This window comes from Nocardia sp. NPDC019395, from assembly GCF_040632335.1.
Lineage (GTDB): Bacteria > Actinomycetota > Actinomycetes > Mycobacteriales > Mycobacteriaceae > Nocardia.
In genome coordinates, this window is the sequence record NZ_JBEYBT010000002.1 from 500,956 (window position 1) to 518,777 (window position 17,822).

General features: G+C 68.5%; 14 protein-coding genes. 11 read left to right on the plus strand and 3 right to left on the minus strand.

The window, feature by feature from the left end:
- Positions 1-46: 46 nt before the first annotated feature.
- Positions 47-3,664 carry a chromosome segregation protein SMC gene (smc, locus tag ABZ827_RS11070; protein ID WP_357235935.1) on the plus strand — a complete coding sequence of 1,206 codons (3,618 nt, stop codon included), beginning with the start codon at positions 47-49 and terminating at the stop codon, positions 3,662-3,664.
- A 75-nt stretch (positions 3,665-3,739) separates the two neighbouring features.
- Here the strand turns inward: smc and ABZ827_RS11075 are convergent, their stop codons facing one another.
- Positions 3,740-4,129 (minus strand): DUF2237 domain-containing protein, encoded by a 390-nt coding sequence (locus tag ABZ827_RS11075; protein WP_280401323.1) that lies wholly within the window; start codon positions 4,127-4,129, stop codon positions 3,740-3,742.
- A 176-nt stretch (positions 4,130-4,305) separates the two neighbouring features.
- On the opposite strand from ABZ827_RS11075, the gene ftsY reads away from it, so the two are divergent.
- The 6 genes from ftsY to ffh all read left to right on the plus strand — a co-directional run bounded on the left by ftsY (position 4,306) and on the right by ffh (position 12,635).
- Positions 4,306-5,967 carry a signal recognition particle-docking protein FtsY gene (gene ftsY, locus ABZ827_RS11080; RefSeq protein WP_357235837.1) on the plus strand — a complete coding sequence of 554 codons (1,662 nt, stop codon included), beginning with the start codon at positions 4,306-4,308 and terminating at the stop codon, positions 5,965-5,967.
- A gap of 286 nt (positions 5,968-6,253) precedes the next feature.
- Complete coding sequence (locus tag ABZ827_RS11085; protein ID WP_357235937.1) at positions 6,254-7,543, plus strand: ammonium transporter; 1,290 nt, start codon at positions 6,254-6,256, stop codon at positions 7,541-7,543.
- A gap of 5 nt (positions 7,544-7,548) precedes the next feature.
- Positions 7,549-7,887 (plus strand): P-II family nitrogen regulator, encoded by a 339-nt coding sequence (locus ABZ827_RS11090; RefSeq protein ID WP_357235939.1) that lies wholly within the window; start codon positions 7,549-7,551, stop codon positions 7,885-7,887.
- A gap of 201 nt (positions 7,888-8,088) precedes the next feature.
- The gene (locus ABZ827_RS11095; protein ID WP_357235940.1) at positions 8,089-10,482 is read left to right on the plus strand and encodes a [protein-PII] uridylyltransferase; all 2,394 of its coding nucleotides are present in this window, start codon (positions 8,089-8,091) and stop codon (positions 10,480-10,482) included.
- Positions 10,483-10,608: 126 nt separating this feature from the next.
- Positions 10,609-10,917, plus strand: a complete 309-nt coding sequence (locus tag ABZ827_RS11100) for a hypothetical protein (protein WP_357235840.1) — start codon at positions 10,609-10,611, stop codon at positions 10,915-10,917.
- 149 nt (positions 10,918-11,066) lie between these two features.
- Entirely contained in the window at positions 11,067-12,635 is a 1,569-nt protein-coding gene (gene ffh, locus ABZ827_RS11105) for a signal recognition particle protein (protein WP_357235843.1), read from the plus strand.
- A gap of 60 nt (positions 12,636-12,695) precedes the next feature.
- Here the strand turns inward: ffh and ABZ827_RS11110 are convergent, their stop codons facing one another.
- Entirely contained in the window at positions 12,696-14,567 is a 1,872-nt protein-coding gene (locus ABZ827_RS11110; protein WP_357235846.1) for a VWA domain-containing protein, read from the minus strand.
- 333 nt (positions 14,568-14,900) lie between these two features.
- Between ABZ827_RS11110 and rpsP the strand changes: the two genes are divergently transcribed.
- The 4 genes from rpsP to trmD are packed head-to-tail and all read left to right on the plus strand — an operon-like array spanning position 14,901 to position 16,814.
- Positions 14,901-15,350 carry a 30S ribosomal protein S16 gene (rpsP, locus tag ABZ827_RS11115; protein WP_357235849.1) on the plus strand — a complete coding sequence of 150 codons (450 nt, stop codon included), beginning with the start codon at positions 14,901-14,903 and terminating at the stop codon, positions 15,348-15,350.
- Entirely contained in the window at positions 15,350-15,592 is a 243-nt protein-coding gene (locus tag ABZ827_RS11120; protein ID WP_033241373.1) for an RNA-binding protein, read from the plus strand. The genes rpsP and ABZ827_RS11120 overlap by 1 nt, the downstream gene beginning before the upstream one ends.
- Complete coding sequence (rimM, locus tag ABZ827_RS11125) at positions 15,593-16,117, plus strand: ribosome maturation factor RimM (RefSeq protein WP_357235853.1); 525 nt, start codon at positions 15,593-15,595, stop codon at positions 16,115-16,117.
- Positions 16,118-16,127: 10 nt separating this feature from the next.
- Complete coding sequence (trmD, locus tag ABZ827_RS11130; RefSeq protein ID WP_357235856.1) at positions 16,128-16,814, plus strand: tRNA (guanosine(37)-N1)-methyltransferase TrmD; 687 nt, start codon at positions 16,128-16,130, stop codon at positions 16,812-16,814.
- Positions 16,815-16,932: 118 nt separating this feature from the next.
- Here trmD and ABZ827_RS11135 read toward each other — a convergent pair whose 3' ends face one another.
- Positions 16,933-17,784, minus strand: coding sequence for a LuxR C-terminal-related transcriptional regulator (locus ABZ827_RS11135; RefSeq protein WP_357235858.1), 852 nt, complete (start codon positions 17,782-17,784; stop codon positions 16,933-16,935).
- Between the last annotated feature and the right edge of the window lie 38 nt (positions 17,785-17,822).

A 17,822-nucleotide genomic window follows, 5' to 3' on the forward strand; every position in this document is an offset into this window, starting at 1 on the left:
GCCTGAGCGAGGCGGACAGTACATGGAGGCGGAAGGGTCGTCGGCGTTGCACCTGAAGAGCTTGACGTTGAAGGGATTCAAATCCTTCGCGTCCGCGACGACACTGCGGTTCGAACCCGGAATCACCTGCGTGGTCGGCCCGAACGGCTCCGGGAAATCCAATGTCGTCGACGCGCTCACCTGGGTGATGGGCGAGCAGGGCGCCAAAGCCCTGCGCGGCGGCAAGATGCAGGACGTCATCTTCGCCGGTACTTCCGGCCGGGCTCCGCTGGGGCGCGCGGAAGTAACCCTGACCATCGACAACTCCGACGGTGCGCTGCCGATCGACTACGCCGAGGTCTCCATCACCCGCCGGATGTTCCGTGACGGTGCGGGCGAATACGAGATCAACGGCAACTCCTGCCGGCTGATGGATGTGCAGGAACTGCTCAGCGATTCCGGTATCGGACGCGAAATGCATGTCATCGTCGGCCAGGGACAGCTGTCCGCGATCCTGGAATCGCGCCCCGAGGACCGGCGTGCGTTCATCGAAGAAGCCGCCGGGGTGCTCAAACACCGAAAACGCAAGGAAAAGGCCGTCCGCAAACTGGATGCGATGCAGGCCAACCTCGCCCGGCTCACCGACCTCACCAGCGAACTGCGCCGCCAGCTCAAACCGCTCGGCCGGCAGGCCGAGGTGGCGCGCCGGGCCCAGACGGTGCAGGCGGACCTCCGCGACGCCCGCCTGCGGCTGGCCGCCGACGATCTGGTCACCCGGCGGACCGAGCTGGAAAGCCAGCAGAGCAAAGAAGCCTACGCACGCGAACAGCAGATCACGGTGCAGAGCGAACTGGACGCGGCCAACGCGGCGCTCGCCCAGCAGGAGTTCGAGCTCGGACGCCTCACCCCCAGCGCCGAAGCGGCCGGTCAGCTCTGGTTCCAGTTGTCCGCGCTGGCCGAACGAGTCAACGCCACCATCCGGATCGCCGGTGATCGGGCTCGTCATCTGGATACCGCTACCGCCGCGAATACCGGACGAGACCCCGACCAGCTCGAGGCCGAGGCCGATCGGGTGGAGGCCGAGGAGAACGAACTGCGGGCGGCCGTCGAGATGGCCGCGGAAACCCTGGACGCCGCCCGGGACGGCCTCGCCGATCGCGAACACGCGGCCAAAGCGGCCGAACAGGCGCATCTGGCCGCGGTCCGGGCCATCGCCGACCGGCGCGAAGGTGTGGTCCGGCTGTCGGGACAGGTCGAGAACCTGCGTACCAAGGCGCAGTCGATCGACGCCGAGATCGTCCGGTTGTCCACTTCGATCGACCAGGCCCGGGTCAGGGGCTCGGAGGCACAGCACGAATTCGATACCGTCCAGGACGAACTGGCCGAACTCGATGCCGGGGAAGCGGGGCTCGACGCGCAGCACGAACATGCGGTCGAGGCACTCGAACACGCCGATCGGCGGGTCACCGAACTGCGGGCCGAGGATCGGGAAGCCGGTCGCCGGGTCGCTTCGCTGACCGCGCGCATCGAAGCGCTCGGAATGAACCTGGCCAGTCGTGACGGCGCGGCCTGGCTGACCGAGAACCATCCGGCCGGACTGCTGGGACCGCTGTCCGATGTGCTCGGCGTACACACGGGCTACGAGGCCGCGGTGGCGGCCGTACTCGGCCCCGTCGCGGAGGCGGTGGTGGCCGATACCGGTGATACGGCGGCTAGCGCTGTACGGGCGCTCGGAAAGGCCGATGCGGGCCGGGCCGCTCTGGTCTACGAAGGTGCCGTCGCGGAAACCGAGACCGGAACCGAGAGCGCGTTGCCCGGCGGGGCCCGCCGGTTGCTGGATGTGGTGGATTGTCCCGATTCGGTGCGCGCCGCCGTGGTCGCGCTGACCGGTCGTGTCGTGGTGGTCGACGATCTGGACCGCGCCGCGGAGGTACTCACGCACCGTCCGGAACTGCGAATCGTCACCCGCGAGGGCGATCTGGCCGGTACCGGATGGCTGATCGGCGGGTCGGACCGCTCGCCGAGCCGCCTGGAGGTCCAAGCCGAAATAGATACCGCCGAATCCGACCTCCGGGCCGCGCGCCGGCACGCCGAGGAACTGGAGGCGAGCCTGGCCGGGGCGCTCGAAGAACAGTCCGATCGCAAGGACGCGGTCGATCAGGCACTGCTGGCCCTGCACGAATCGGATCAGGCACTGGGCGGGATCTACGACCGGCTCGGCCGGCTCGGTTCGGCCGTCCGCGCGGCCGCCGCCGAATCCGAGCGGCTCACCGACCAGCGGGCCACGGCGGAGACCTCCCGGGAGGAGGCGGTCACCGCGCTCGCCGACCTCGAGGATCGACTCCGCCGGGCCGAACTCGAACAGGGCGATTCCGACGGTGACGAAACCGGGGCCGGTACCGAGGCGGCCGCGCTGGCACGCGAGGAGGCCGCGTCGGCGCTGGCCGAGGCCCGGGCCATGGAGGTCGAGGCGCGCCTGGCGGTGCGCACCGCCGAGGAGCGTGCCGAATCGGTCCGCGGTAAAGCGGATTCGCTACGCCGGGCCGCCCGCGCCGAGCGTGATGCCCGGGCCCGCGCCGAACGTGCCCAAGCGGCCCGGCGCCGCGCTGCCGGGGTGGCGGCGGCGGTCGCCGAATCCGGCACCGAACTGGCCGGCGAATTGGAACAGGTGGTCGCGGCCGCCGCCACCCGGCGCGACGAACTGGTGCGCCGGCGCACCGAATGTGCGACGGCGGTGGAGCAGATCAAGGAGCGGGTGCGGGCTCTGGGCAATCAGCTCGGTCAGCTCACCGACGCCGTGCACCGCGACGAGGTGGCCAAGGCGCAGGCCGCGTTGCGCATCGAACAGCTGGAGGCGAATATCGCCGAACAGTTCGGTATCGCGCTCGACGATCTCATCGCCGAATACGGCCCCGCCGTCGCGCTGCCGCCCAGCGAGCTGGAACTGCGCGAATACGAGCAGGCCAAGGAGCGCGGCGAACAGGTCAGCGCACCCGCCCCGATGCCGTTCGACCGCGCCTCCCAGGAACGCCGCGCCAAACGTGCCGAGAAGGATCTGGCCACCCTCGGCAAGGTGAACCCGCTGGCGCTGGAAGAATTCGCCGCGCTCGAGGAGCGCTACAACTTCCTGGCGACCCAGCTCGAGGATGTCAAGAAGGCCCGCCAGGATCTGCTGGATGTCGTATCCGAGGTGGATGCGCGCATCCTGCAGGTCTTCACCGACGCCTACGCCGATGTCGAGCGGGAATTCGTCCAGGTTTTCTCCGCGCTGTTCCCCGGCGGCGAGGGGCGTCTGCTGCTCACCGACCCCGGCGATATGCTCACCACCGGCATCGAAGTGGAGGCGCGCCCGCCCGGTAAGAAGGTCAAACGGCTCTCGCTGCTCTCCGGTGGGGAGAAATCACTGACCGCGGTGGCGCTGCTGGTCGCGATCTTCCGCGCCCGCCCCTCGCCCTTCTACGTGATGGACGAGGTGGAGGCCGCGCTGGACGACACCAACCTGCGTCGGCTCATCGGGTTGTTCGAACAGTTGCGGGAGAAGAGCCAGCTGATCGTCATCACGCACCAGAAGCCGACCATGGAGATCGCCGACGCGCTCTACGGCGTGAGTATGCGCGGTGACGGGATCACACAGGTGATCTCGCAGCGCATGCGCGGCGAGAACCTCGCCGCGGCACCCACCTGATACAGCCTGCCGAGCGCGACCGTGTGTCGCGCTACGAGCCGGCACGCGGCGACCGTGGCGGCCCGCCGCGTCGGGTCAGAGCAGATCGCTGACGTCGTCGGGTACATCGACCGCGTATTTTCGCAGGATTTCCATCGATATCACTTCCAGGGCATTCTCATGGGTCGCCGCCAGCACCACCGGTGCGGCGACACCGTCCTCGTGCGCATGCAACCAGCGCACCGCCACGACACACCATCTGTCCCCGGGCTGGAGGCCCGGGAAATTGTTCTCCGGGCGCGGCGTGCTCAGATCGTTGCCGATGGACGCCTGATGCTCCAGGAACTCAGCTGTGACGACCGTGCACACGGTGTGGCTGCCCAGATCCTCCGGGCCGGTGCTGCAGCAGCCGTCCCGGTAGAACCCGGTCAGAGGATCGGTGCCGCACTCTTGTAGCGGACCCCCAAGCACGTTTCGATCGGTCACATCGCCGATCCTATTGGCCAGCCGCGAGAACTTCCGCAGGACAAGAAATCTCACCGGCGGTATTCACCTGGCTGAGCAGGGAATGTGCAGCGTACGGGGATACCGGGGAGGTGTCCGGCACGCGGGCCGGGCGGGGTCGGGCGGCGGCCCGCACCGGCTCTGCAAGGATGGGCGCTGTGAGTGCGCAAGCCTGGATTCTGATCGCAGCGATCGCCGCCGTACTGCTGGTCGCGCTCGTGGCCGGTTTCGTCCGGTACAAACGCGGCCGGGTCTCGCTGGCCCCACCGTCGGAGAAAGGAGAGCTGGCCGACCGGTCGGGTGGTTACCAGGCGGCGGGCGGATTCTCCTTCAGTCAGGGCGGGCAGCAGGCGACTGCCGCCCCCGCGCGCCCGAGTCCCACTGAGCGGACAGATACCGAAGGCCAGCCGCATATAGGCGACGACGCCGCGATACCGCGTGACGCTCCGCGCCGCGGTATCACCGATGTCCCGCTCCCGGATACCGCCGACACCGCTACCGCCGCGCCGGCCGCCGAACCGGATTCCGCGGCGCCGGCCGGGGCCGCCACGGATAGCGCGCCCGCGGCCCCCGCCGAATCGGAGACGGCTCACCCGGGCACCGGGACAGCTGTACCGCGGGACACCGGAACGACCGCACCCGCGGAACCCGAGACGACCACGCCGCGCGAGACCGCGAGCACCGCGTCCGCGGACGCCGGAACCGCCGCGCCGCCGGAAGATGAACCGGTAGCCGCCGAAAAAGCCGATACCGAAACCGCCCCGCCTCGGGACGGGGCGGCGGCCGCGGCGGATACCGAGACCGCGCCGGAGGCGCCCACCGCCCCGCCCGCCGAGCCGCCGGTTGTGGCCCCCGATACCGCGGCAGGCGCCCATCTCGTCCCCGAGGTGGAGGAGATCGAACCCACCTCCGGCCGGCTGACCCGCCTGCGCGGCCGGCTGTCGCGATCGCAGAACGCGGTCGGCAAGAGCCTGCTGGGCCTGCTCGGCGGCGGCGATCTCGACGAGGACTCCTGGGAAGAAGTCGAGGACACGCTGGTCCTGGCCGATATCGGTACGGCCGTCACGTCCGTGATCGTGGAACGGCTGCGGGAGGAGATGGCCGCCCGCAGCGTGCGCACAGCCGACGAAGCGCGGGCGGTATTGCGCGATGTGCTGGTCGAATCGCTACGGCCGGATCTGGACCGTTCGGTCCGCGCCCTGCCGCATGCCGATCATCCGTCGATCCTGCTCGTGGTCGGGGTCAACGGCACCGGTAAGACGACCACCACCGGCAAACTCGCCCGAGTGCTCGTCGCGGACGGGCGACGGGTGCTGCTGGGCGCGGCCGATACCTTCCGCGCGGCCGCGGCCGACCAGTTGCAGACCTGGGGGGAGCGGGTCGGCGCGGAGACCGTCCGGGGCCGCGAGGGCGCCGATCCCGCCGCGGTCGCCTTCGACGCGGTGGCCAGCGGTATCGACACCGGCGTGGACGCGGTGCTCATCGATACCGCCGGCCGCCTGCACACCAAGACCGGGCTGATGGACGAACTCGGCAAGGTCAAAAGGGTGGTGGAGAAAAAAGCGTCGGTGGACGAGGTACTGCTGGTACTGGACGCCACTGTCGGCCAGAACGGACTGATGCAGGCCCGTATCTTCGCCGAGGTGGTCGATATCAGCGGGGTGGTGCTGACGAAACTGGACGGGACCGCGAAGGGCGGAATCGTCTTCCAGATCCAGCACGAACTCGGTGTGCCGGTCAAGCTGGTCGGCCTGGGTGAAGGCGCCGACGATCTGGCCCCGTTCGAACCGACGGCCTTCGTGGACGCGCTGCTCGGATAATGACAACCGGCCGCGGCGGCGACGGCTCCTCCGGGGACGTCCAGCCACCATGACACGGAGTGTGGCGGCGCTTCCCGAATCGGCGCCGCGACCGGCCTCACAAAACCCCGTGACCGGCGTGTACGGCGTCGGCAACACACTAGAAACATAACGGCGCGATCCATTCACCTAGGTGAAACACCGGGGCGTCACGGATGAAACACCCAATGAGGACCCTTCAGTAGCGGGCCCGAAGTCGTGCAGACGGCGGGCCGGACGATGAGGGAGGTAACTGGTGGAAACCGTGATCGGGGCGCCCAATGCCGGCGATACCGCATGGATATTGACGAGCGCCGCGCTCGTGCTGCTGATGACACCCGGCCTGGCGTTCTTCTACGGCGGTATGGTCCGTGGCAAGAACGTGCTCAACATGATCATGATGAGCATCAGCGCGATGGCCGTCGTCACAGTGCTCTGGGTGCTGTACGGCTTCTCGGTCGCGTTCGGCACCGACAAGGGCGGCCTACTGGGTGATCCGGGACAGTTCTTCGGCCTGAAGACCCTGATCGCCGGATTCGGTGACGAATCGGCGGGGGTCCCTCTCATCGGGAACATCCCCGCGACCGTATTCGTCGCGTTCCAGGCGATGTTCGCGATCATCACCGTCGCGCTGATCTCCGGTGCGGTCGCGGACCGGCTGAAGTTCACTGCCTGGCTGGTGTTCAGCGGTATCTGGGTCACCGTGGTGTACTTCCCGGTCGCGCACTGGGTCTGGGGTGGCGGCTGGATCATGGAGAAGGTCGAGGCCATCGACTTCGCCGGTGGTACCGCCGTCCACATCAACTCCGGTGCCGCCGCGCTCGCGCTGGCCATCGTGGTCGGTAAACGCGCGGGCTGGCCGAAAACCCCCTTCCGGCCGCATAATCTGCCGTTCGTCATGCTGGGTGCCGCGCTGCTGTGGTTCGGCTGGTTCGGTTTCAACGCGGGTTCCGCGGCGGCCGCCGACGGTATCGCCGGTGCCGCGTTCATCACCACCCTGGTCGCCACCGCCGCGGCGATGATCGGCTGGCTGGTGGTCGAGAAGATCCGCGACGGTAAGCCGACCTCGCTGGGTGCGGCGTCCGGTATCGTTGCCGGGCTGGTCGCCATCACGCCGTCCTGTTCGTCGGTGAACGTACTGGGCGCACTGGCCATCGGTGTTATCGCCGGTGTGGTCTGTGCGCTGGCGGTGAGCCTGAAGTTCAAGTTCGGCTACGACGATTCGCTCGATGTCGTAGGTATCCACATGGTCGGCGGTATTCTCGGCACGGTGCTGATCGGCTTGTTCGCCGCTCCCGAGGCGCCCGCGGGTGCCGAGGGCCTGTTCTACGGCGGTGATCTCGAGCTGCTGGGCCGGCAGGCTCTGGGTGCGGTCGCGGTACTGGTGTACTCCTTCGTGATCGCCCTGGTGATCGCGTACGCGATCAAATTCACCATCGGTCTGCGTGCCGACGCCGAAGCGGAGTCCAACGGGATGGACGATTCCGAACACGCGGAGACCGCATACGATTTCGCTGCACTGGGTGGTACCGCACGTTCGGCCGGCAAGGAGGCATGAACCCCATGAAACTGATCACCGCAATCGTCAAACCGTTCACGCTCGAGGACGTCAAAACCGGTCTGGAACAGGCGGGCGTATTCGGTATGACCGTGAGCGAGGTCCAGGGCTACGGCCGTCAGAAGGGCCATACCGAGGTGTACCGCGGTGCCGAGTACTCGGTCGATTTCGTCCCGAAGGTGCGGGTCGAGGTCGTGGTCGACGACGCCTCGGTCGACCGGGTCGTGGACCTGATCGTCGAAGCCTCGCGGACGGGCAAGATCGGTGACGGCAAGGTCTGGGTCACCCCGGTCGAGACGATCGTCCGGGTCCGCACGGGCGAACGCGGCACCGACGCGCTATAGAACCTGCCGCGTCGGCAACGCGAGCACGCTGCCGCCCTCGAAAGCGACGGCGGGTGTAATCGACAACAGCGGCCCCGCTCCCACCGTCACCGGTCGGAGCGGGGTCGCCTGTGTGAACGGGTGGTGGTTTGGTTGGGTGAGGACCGGCAGAAACGAGACCGCGAGCGGCCCGGCGGAACGCAACCGGGCGCAGCGGCCGGACTGTCGCACGGTGCCGCCGATCTGGTCCGTGCACGCGACCAGCTGCTCGGCGGCGGGCAGCCCCGGCATCCGCGGCTGGACGCCGAATCGCTGCGGTCGGCGCTGGTGGATCTGTACGAGCTGTGGCTCACCAGCAAAGGAACCGAGGTCGGGATAACGCCCGACAGCGGGCTGGCGATCATGGCGGTGGGCGGGCTGGGCCGCCGGGAGATGCTGCCGTATTCCGATCTGGATCTGGTGCTGCTCCACGAGGATATGGACCCGAAGCGGGTCGCCGAGATCGCCGACCGGCTCTGGTATCCGCTGTGGGACGCCCACATCAAACTCGACCACAGCGTGCGCACGGTCCCACAGGCGCTGCAGGTGGCTTCCGACGACCTGGTCGCCGCACTCGGGATGCTGGACGCGCGGCATATCGTCGGTAACGCGGAGCTCAGCGACCGGATCATCGCGGGGATCCGCAAGGACTGGCGGCGCGGAATCCGCGGACGGTTCGACGAACTGCTGGTCGGCGTCCGCGCCCGGTGGGAACGCAGCGGTCAGGTCGCCCATCGCACCGAACCCGATCTGAAGAACGGCCGCGGCGGATTGCGCGATATCCAGTTGCTGGACGCACTCGCCATCGCGCAGCTCACCGATGCCATGCCGGGGCTGGGGCCGGACGCGCCGGGCGGCGGTCTGGGCCAGGCGCATCGGCGTCTGCTGGACGTCCGCACCGAACTGCACCGGGTGGCGGGCCGGGCCCGCGATCAGCTGCGCGCGCAGGACGCCGACGAGATAGGTGCGGCCCTGCGCATCGGTGACCGTTTCGATCTGGCCCGCACGCTCAGCGATGCGGCACGCACGGTCGGCTATTCGGTGGACGTCGGATTGCGTACCGCCGCCAATGCGCTACCGCGCCGGGGTTTGGCGCGGCTGCGGCGGATGCCGGTGCGCCGGCCACTGGATGAAGGTGTGGTCGAGCACGCGGGGGAAGTGGTGCTGGCCCGGGATGCCCGGCCGCAGCGCGACCCCGGCCTGATTCTGCGGGTGGCCGCGGCATCGGCGCAGACCGGGCTGCCGATGTCGGCCACCACACTCAACCGGCTGTCCGAGGACGCGCCCGAATTGCGTGAGCCGTGGCCGAAGGACGCCCTCAACGACCTGCTGGTCCTCCTCGGTGCGGGCCGCGGTGTGATCGACGCGGTGGAGGCGCTCGACCGTACCGGGTTGTGGGGCAGGCTGCTTCCGGAATGGGGTGCGGTGCGGGATCTGCCGCCGCGCGACGCATTGCATATCTGGACCGTGGACCGGCATTCGGTCGAGACCGTTGCCTACGCGAGCGCGTTGAGCACCCGGGTTGCCCGGCCCGATCTGCTGGCGCTGGGCGCGTTGCTGCACGATATCGGCAAGGGCCGCGCCGAGGACCACTGTGTGGTCGGCGCCGAGCTCGCCACCCAGATCGGCCGCCGCCTGGGGTTGTGGCCGTCGGATGTGGAGGTGCTCAGTTCCCTGGTGCGTCACCATCTGCTGCTGCCCGATGTGGCGACCCATCGCGATATCGACGATCCGGCGACGGTCCGGTACGTCGTCGACGCATTGGCACACGATCCGCGCCGGCTGGAGTTGTTGCACGCGCTGGCGGAGGCGGATTCGCTGGCCACCGGTCCGGGCGTATGGGGTGAGTGGAAGGCCACGCTGATGGGCGAACTGGTCCGCCGCTGCCGGACCGTGATGGCGGGTGAGGAACTTCCCGAACCCGAACCCATTCCGGACGAGTTGCTCGCCCGCGCCACTGACGGCGGAGTACATGTCGAATTGACCCAGGGCGATGGTAAATACACCTATCTCGCCACCGTTATCGCCCCGGATACTCCGGGTTTGCTGGCCGATACCGCGGGGGTGCTGGCGCTGCATTCGCTGCGGGTGCTGCGGGCCTCGGTCGGCGGGGCGGGGGAGTCGGCGATCAATACCTTCTTCGTGACACCGATATTCGGCGGCCCACCGGACGCGGGCCTGCTGCGGCAGGAACTCAAACGGGCGATCGCCGGTGCTCTCGACGTCCGTGCGGTTCTGGCCGCGCGGGAACGCGATACGCCCGGTTCCGCCCGCTACGCCCAGGCCGAACCCCGGCTGATGTGGTCGCCGACACCGGTCGCGGGCCAGTTCATCCTGCAGCTACGCGCCGAGGACCGGCTCGGCCTGCTGTGCCGGTTGTCCGCCGCGCTCTCCGCGGCCGGCGCGGATGTGCGCTGGGCCAAGGTGGTGACCATGGGATCGTTCGTCGTCGATGTTTTCTGTGTGCAGCTGGGTGAGGACTCCGGTCCGCAGCGGCGCGCGGCGATAGAAACCGCCGTCCTGGCGGAGGTTCCGCGGCCGGCGCCGCCCAAGCCCCCGGAACAGGAGCGCGAATAGGCTCAGTGGCGAAGGTCACCGTTGCGCGTCGATTGCCCTCCAGTTGCTAACAAGTCCGGAGTCACACCGGATTCGGCCCCTACGATTCGGGGAGTCAGCTGTCGCGCTCATGAGGGGAGCAGGTCGGTGGCAATCCAAGTGGTTACTTCGTCGATCATGACCAGCGATATGACCCCTCATATCGCCCGATGTGTGGGCGACGCCTACTGGGTGGTGACCTGGCTGCCCGGGCGTACGCTCACCGAGAACCAGGCGATGGCCGCGATGAACGTGGCCGCCGCCGTCGCGACCACCGGTGTCCCGCCGGACGACGACTGGTCGCGCCTGGACTCCCTGGCCCGCGGCCTCGGCCTCACCGGCCGGGAAGCGGCCTACCTGGTCGCGGTGGAACAGCACGATTATCAGCGTGGGTTCTCCGCTCCCACCCCTGGTTGATCCCCGGCGCCGGGTACCGGCGCCGCGATGTTCTCGAGTACAGTGCGGGCACCGACGGTGCGAGCGAGGTCACGCCGCCGTGACCGCTACTCTGGGACCCCCACTACCCTGGGACTCAGTGACGTCACTCGAGATCAGGAGCGCGCCAGGTGTTCGAATCCCTATCCGACCGGTTGACCGGTGCCCTGAAGGATCTTCGCGGTAAGGGACGCCTGTCGCCGGCCGATATCGATGCCACCTGCCGGGAGATCCGCCTGGCGCTGCTGGAGGCCGATGTCGCGCTGCCCGTGGTCCGCGGTTTCATCTCCCGGATCAAGGAGCGTGCCAAGGGCGCGGAGGTCTCCGCGGCGCTCAACCCGGCCCAGCAGGTCGTCAAGATCGTCAACGAGGAACTCGTCGGGATCCTCGGCGGTGAGACCAGGCGCCTCACCCTGGCCAAGACACCGCCGACGGTGATCATGCTCGCCGGCCTGCAGGGCTCCGGTAAGACCACGCTGGCCGGAAAGCTCGCCAAATGGTTGCGCGATCAGGGGCATCAGCCGCTGCTGGTGGCCTGCGATCTGCAGCGGCCCGGGGCCGTGACCCAGCTGCAGGTGGTGGGTGAACGCGCCGGTGTGCCGGTGTTCGCACCGCATCCCGGTACCTCGATCGGCGGCGGCGACAACGCGCTCGGGATCACCGCGGCCGACCCGGTCGCGGTGGCCGATTCCGGTGTCGCCGAGGCGCGCGCCAAACAGTACGACGTGGTGATCGTCGATACCGCCGGTCGCCTCGGTATCGACGCCGAGCTGATGGCGCAGGCGGCCGGTATCCGTGACGCGGTGAATCCCGACGAGACCCTGTTCGTTCTCGACGCGATGATCGGCCAGGACGCGGTGTCCACCGCCGAAGCGTTCCGTGACGGTGTCGGATTCACCGGTGTGGTGCTCACCAAACTCGACGGCGACGCCCGCGGTGGCGCGGCGCTGAGCGTGCGCAATGTGACCGGATCGCCGATCATGTTCGCCTCCACCGGCGAGAAGCTCGAGGATTTCGATGTCTTCCACCCCGACCGGATGGCCAGCCGCATCCTCGGGATGGGCGATGTGCTCACCCTCATCGAGCAGGCCGAACAGGTCTACGACGCGGAGCAGGCCGAGGCGGCCGCCCGTAAGATCGGCAGCGGTGACCTCACGCTCGAGGATTTCCTCGACCAGATGCTGGCCATCCGCAAATTGGGCCCCATCGGCAATCTGCTGGGGATGCTGCCGGGTGCCGGCCAGATGAAGGACGCCCTCGCCCAGGTCGACGATAAACAACTCGACCGGGTCCAGGCCATCATCCGCGGTATGACCCCCGCGGAGCGGGACAACCCGAAGATCATCAATGCCTCCCGGCGCCTGCGTATCGCCAACGGGTCCGGCGTCCAGGTCACCGATGTCAACCAGCTGGTCGACCGCTTCTTCGAGGCCCGGAAGATGATGAGCGCGATGGGCCGGCAGATGGGGATGCCCGGCGGCAACCGCCGCAACAAGAACAAGAAGGGTAAGAAGGGCAAGAAGGGCGGTCGCGGGCCCACCCAGCCGAAGATGCGCGGCGGCTTCCCGGGGATGCCCGGTATGCCCGGCGGCGCGGGCGGCGGTATGCCCGACCTGTCGAATATGCCGCCCGGGCTCGATCAGCTGCCGCCGGGCCTGGAGAACTTCGATCTCTCCAAGTTCAAATTCCCGGATAAGTAGTCCGGAAGTCGTCGGTGCGACGCCGCCCACCCTGTGACAGGGCCGGGCGGCGTCGGCTTCTCAGTGCCTGCGGCGAGCCAGCAGCAGTGCGGTGACGAAGGCCGCCAGGGCGACCACCGAGGCACCCGCGATGGCGACCCAGACCAGTGGGGATACGCCCTCTGAGCCTGTGTCGGCCTGTGCGGCCGGATCGCCGGAGGTCGCCGGCTTCGAATTCTCGCCGAAGGTGCCGTCACTCGTATCGCCCGTGTACTGCGGACCGGGTTCGGGTTCGCCGGTGATATCGACTTCCAGCTCGATGGGCACCGGCGCCACCTTGTCCGTCGGGCTCAGTTTGACCGCGATGTAGTACGAGCCCGCCACAGCTTGACCGGCAACCTGGGGGTCGGCGGATTCTCGGTTGAGGTACCGGATCGGCGCGGTCGTGATGGCCGGATCATGGGACGGCAGCGTCTGTTCGATGCCGGTGTAGGCCATGGTGTCGGAGTCGAGTTCCGCACGGTACGGGTTGTAGAGCGTGGTCGCGATATTCGAGGTGTATTCGCTGCCCCGATCCGGCGTCTCGGCGAAGCGCACCCGGTAGGCCAGGCCCTGACCCCAATCCAGCTTCACCCGGTAGAAGACGAACTCGCCCCGCTGCACGGTATCGGTGAAGCGGCCGGATCCGGGCAGCTCCGCGGCGATATTGAACGATCCGCCACCGACGACCGGTGCGGTCGAGCCCTCGGGCGCGGTGAACTCCACCGGCGGCCCGGCCGCGGGGCCGGGATCGGTGACCGCCGGCTCCACTCCCACGGACAGCTCCACCGGCAGTTGCGCCGGTGCGTTATCCGAGGCCACGCCCCATTCCAGCGCGAAATAGTAGCGGCCGCCACCCTGGCATTCATCGGTATCCGTGGTGCCGGACGCGGGTTTCGCCGCGCCCTTCCAGATACTGCTGACCGTCAACGCGACCCCATCGCCCGTCCGGGTGGCAAGTTCCTTCTCCTCGGTATGGCAATCCTGGCCGTCGGCGCCGTAGACCCGGAGATCGAGCCGGTCGTTCGAGCTGAGGGAATCGCCGTGCCGCGGGAACGAGACCGTACCGGTGAAATACGCGGTCGCACCCTCGGGGACATCCACGGCGTAGTACCGCGATGTCTTCCGGCCCAGGACGTCCAGATACTGCCCGGGGGTGGCCACCGGTGCGTCGCGGTACTCGGGTGTCCCGGTGATCGGGGTGCCGGTCGCGGCGTAGGTGCGCAGGGCGGCGGCGCTGACGCGGGGCAGTACCTGTTCGAGGGTTTTACCGTCGGCGGCGTCGGTGTAGGTGCCGCCGGTGGTCTGCGCGATGCAGGTCAGCTGCGCGCGGGAGGGGTCGTCGACGCCGAAGCCGATGGCGTGCACGACGATCTCGTTGCCCTGGGCGCTGAGTTCGCGGGCGACCTCGCAGGGGTCGGGTGGGGCGCAGGTGTCGAGGCCGTCGGAGACCAGCACGATCGAGCGCGGGCCTTCCTGGGGCAGTGCGGCGGCCGCGGTGCGCAGGGAGGTGCCGATCGGGGTGTAGCCGCGGGGCGCGATCCGGTCGGTCGCGGTGGTGAGTGCGGGTTTGTCGATGGTGCCGGCGGGGTGCAGGATTTTCACGTCCTGGCAGCCCGCGGTTTTCTCGGCGTCGGTGTTGCCGGTGCCGGTGCCGTAGGCGGTGAGTCCGACCTTCGCGGCGTCGGGTGCGGCGGTGACGAAGCTGCGGACGGCGTTCTTGGCGGCGTCCATTTTGGTGCCGCCGCTGGGGTCGGCGGCCAGCATCGACCCGGATGCGTCCAGCACCAGCATGGTCGGTGCGTACTCGGTTCCGGGTGGTGGCGATTGTTGCGCGAGTGCGGGCACGGCCACCGGCACCAGTGCTATCACCCCCGCTGCCGCCGCGGCGAGGGCTCTGTTCAGAAACGACACGGTGTCCGTACTCCCATTCGTTGCCGCCGCGCGCGATCGGCGCGACGCAGCGGACACTACGCACCTGGTCCACGGGCCACCAGCCAACGGCATATATCGCCCTCGGGTCGGCGCCTCTGTCACCGTCGCACCGTTGTGCCCGCGCGGCGCGGGACGCGATTTCTGCGACCGGACCTGCGTCTGGCAGAATGATCGACCGTCCTTCCGGACAGTGTCAGCCCGTCTCCGGTTACGTACCGCGCGGCGGTCACACACTTCATTCGCAAAACCGGGCTCGCGAACCGCGTGAGTCGCTGAATTGCGCCGTGACCACAATGAAAGGCAGATCAGCAGATGGCTGTTCGCATCAAACTCACCCGTATGGGCAAGATCCGCAACCCGCAGTACCGCGTCGTCGTCGCGGACGCCCGCACCCGCCGTGACGGCCGGGCCATCGAGTCCATCGGCAAATACCAGCCCAAGGAAGAGCCCTCGCTGATCGAGATCAACTCGGAGCGGGCGCAGTACTGGCTGGGCGTCGGCGCGCAGCCGACCGAGCCGGTTCGGCGGCTGCTGGAGATCACCGGTGATTGGCAGAAGTTCAAGGGCCTGCCGGGCACCGAGGGCACGCTGAAGGTCGCCGAGCCCAAGCCGTCCAAACTGGACCTGTTCAATGCCGCGCTGGCCGCCGCCGATAACGAGCCGACCACCGAGGCCGTGACCCCCAAGAAGAAGGCCAAGAAGGACAAGGAAGGCGAAGCCGAATCGGCTGAGGCCACCGAGTCCGCCGAGGCTGCCGAGTAATGAGCGTCGTCGTCGCCGATGCCGTGGAACATCTGGTCCGCGGTATCGTCGCCAATCCCGATGATGTCCGCGTCGAGCTGATCACCGGCCGGCGCGGGCGCACCGTCGAGGTGCACGTCCATCCCGAGGACCTGGGCAAGGTCATCGGCCGGGGTGGCCGCACCGCGACCGCGTTGCGCACCCTCGTCGCCGGTATCGGCGGGCGGGGTATCCGGGTCGACGTGGTCGATACCGATCAGTAGATGGAACTCGTAGTCGGCCGGGTCGCCAGATCGCACGGTGTGCGCGGCGAGCTGGTCGTCGAGGTACGCACCGACGAACCGGAGGCGCGTTTCGCGCCGGGCGCGTCCCTGCGGGGGCGGGCCGCGCGTTCGAAAGAGGTTCGTGACTTCACCGTGGAGTCGGCCCGGGAACATTCGGGCCGGCTCCTGGTGCAGTTGGCCGGTATCACCGATCGCGGTGCGGCGGACGCGCTGCGCGGGACCCTGTTCCTGGTGGACAGCGCCGATCTCGGGTCCGCGGAGGATCCCGACGAGTTCTACGACCACGAACTCGAAGGCCTCCGTGTGGAACTGACCGGCGGCGACCACGTCGGTACCGTTACCGAGGTGCTGCATTCCGCGGCCGGTGAACTGTTGTCGGTCCGCGCGGCCGAAGGGGGCCGGGAGATCCTGATCCCGTTCGTCACCGCGATCGTGCCGACGGTGTCGATCGCCGACGGGTTGATCGTGATCGACCCGCCCGAGGGCCTGCTGGACCCCGAATGAGGCGGCCGTCGTGAATATCGACGTGGTCACCATCTTTCCGGAATATCTGGAGCCGCTGCGCACCGCGCTACTGGGCAAAGCCATCGATAAGGGCTTGCTCTCGGTGGACGTCCACGATCTACGTCGCTGGACCCACGATGTACACAAATCCGTCGACGATTCGCCGTACGGCGGCGGGCCCGGAATGGTGATGAAACCCGCCGTCTGGGGTGACGCGCTCGACGAGGTCTGCCCCGACGACGCCCTGCTGGTCGTCCCGACGCCCGCGGGCGTGCCTTTCACGCAGGCGACGGCCGCGCGCTGGGCGGCCGAACGGCATCTGGTCTTCGCCTGCGGCCGGTACGAGGGGATCGACCAGCGGGTATTCGACGACGCGGCGCGCCGGGTCCGGGTCGAAGAGGTCAGTATCGGCGACTATGTACTGATCGGTGGCGAGGCCGCGGTGCTCGTGATGACCGAAGCGGTGGTCCGATTGATTCCGGGGGTGCTCGGCAATCAGCAGTCGCATGAGCAGGATTCGTTCTCCGACGGCCTACTGGAAGGTCCCAGTTACACCCGCCCGGTGATGTGGCGGGACCTCGAGGTCCCGCCGATCCTGTTATCGGGTGATCATGCCAAGATCGCGGCCTGGCGCCGGGAACAATCGTTGATCCGCACGCGCGATCGCCGTCCGGATCTGCTGTCCGGAACCGACTGAACCGGCCGGACCGGTTCGCCCGGGCACCGAGCGGATCGAAGTGGAGCCGGGCCGGTGTCTCGGTCCGGCAGTCCGGGGACAGCCCGGCCGTTCGCGATATCGGCATGCGGCGAACGTGTCAGGGGATCAAGCCGAGCCGGCGGGCCGCGACCACGGCCTCGTGCCGGGAACCGGCATCGAGCTTGCACATCGCACTGCGCAGGTAGCTTTTGACGGTTTCGGGTCCGATGGAAAGTCGTTGCGCGGCAGCCTGGTTGGTGCATCCGAGGGCGACCTGCAGCAGAACATCGAGTTCCCGGCGGGACAGTTGGGGCGCCTCCGGTGCGGGTGGGCCGGACAGGGCCCGGGTCAGTTTGTCGCCGGCCGCGCAGAGTGCCTCGCGTAGCTGCTGGTCATCGGAGGTCTCCGCGAGTGCGCGGAGCTCGGCCTGCACGGCGCGCACTTCCTCGGCGAGTGCACCGGAGGGGGCGGGCGGTGCGGCGGTCTCCAGTAACCGCAGCCGCCGATCGACCTCGTCGCGGATCGTGATCTCCGAAGCCAGCCGGCGCCCGGCCCGCACCAGCGCATCGGCGGTACGGCCCGCGATCGGGTCACGTCCGCGAGAGGCCGCGTACAGCACCGCGCGCGACCGGTTGTCCACGACCACGGGTACTGCCAGTACCGAACGGATCCCTTCACCCAGGACCGGGCCGTCGTAGTGATGGGTGATCGACAGCGCGCTGCGGTAGTCGGCGACCGACGCCGGCCGCCGTGAATCGATGACCTGGCCTCCCAGACCGGAGGCACGTCGCACCGTCAAGCCGCGCAACCCGTCGGTGCGGACACCGCGGAATTCGCTGAGCAGCAGCGTATCGGCCTGTACCTCCCCGCCGAAGAGCACCGGCACGCCGGTGTTGTCCGCCAGTCGGCGGATCTCGGCGCGCAGCGCGTCCCGGTCGCGGGGGCGTAGTAGAGCGGGTGGAGCAGTCATGGAGCTTCACCCCTTTTCGGGGGTAGTGCCGGACAACT

Bases quoted from the DNA above. Each gene is read 5' to 3' on its own strand.
- ABZ827_RS11090 (WP_357235939.1), top strand. From the start codon at position 7,549: ATGAAACTGATCACCGCAATCGTCAAACCGTTCACGCTCGAGGACGTC.
- rpsP (WP_357235849.1), top strand. From the start codon at position 14,901: ATGGCTGTTCGCATCAAACTCACCCGTATGGGCAAGATCCGCAACCCG.
- ABZ827_RS11120 (WP_033241373.1), top strand. From the start codon at position 15,350: ATGAGCGTCGTCGTCGCCGATGCCGTGGAACATCTGGTCCGCGGTATC.
- rimM (WP_357235853.1), top strand. From the start codon at position 15,593: ATGGAACTCGTAGTCGGCCGGGTCGCCAGATCGCACGGTGTGCGCGGC.
- ABZ827_RS11135 (WP_357235858.1), bottom strand. From the start codon at position 17,784: ATGACTGCTCCACCCGCTCTACTACGCCCCCGCGACCGGGACGCGCTG.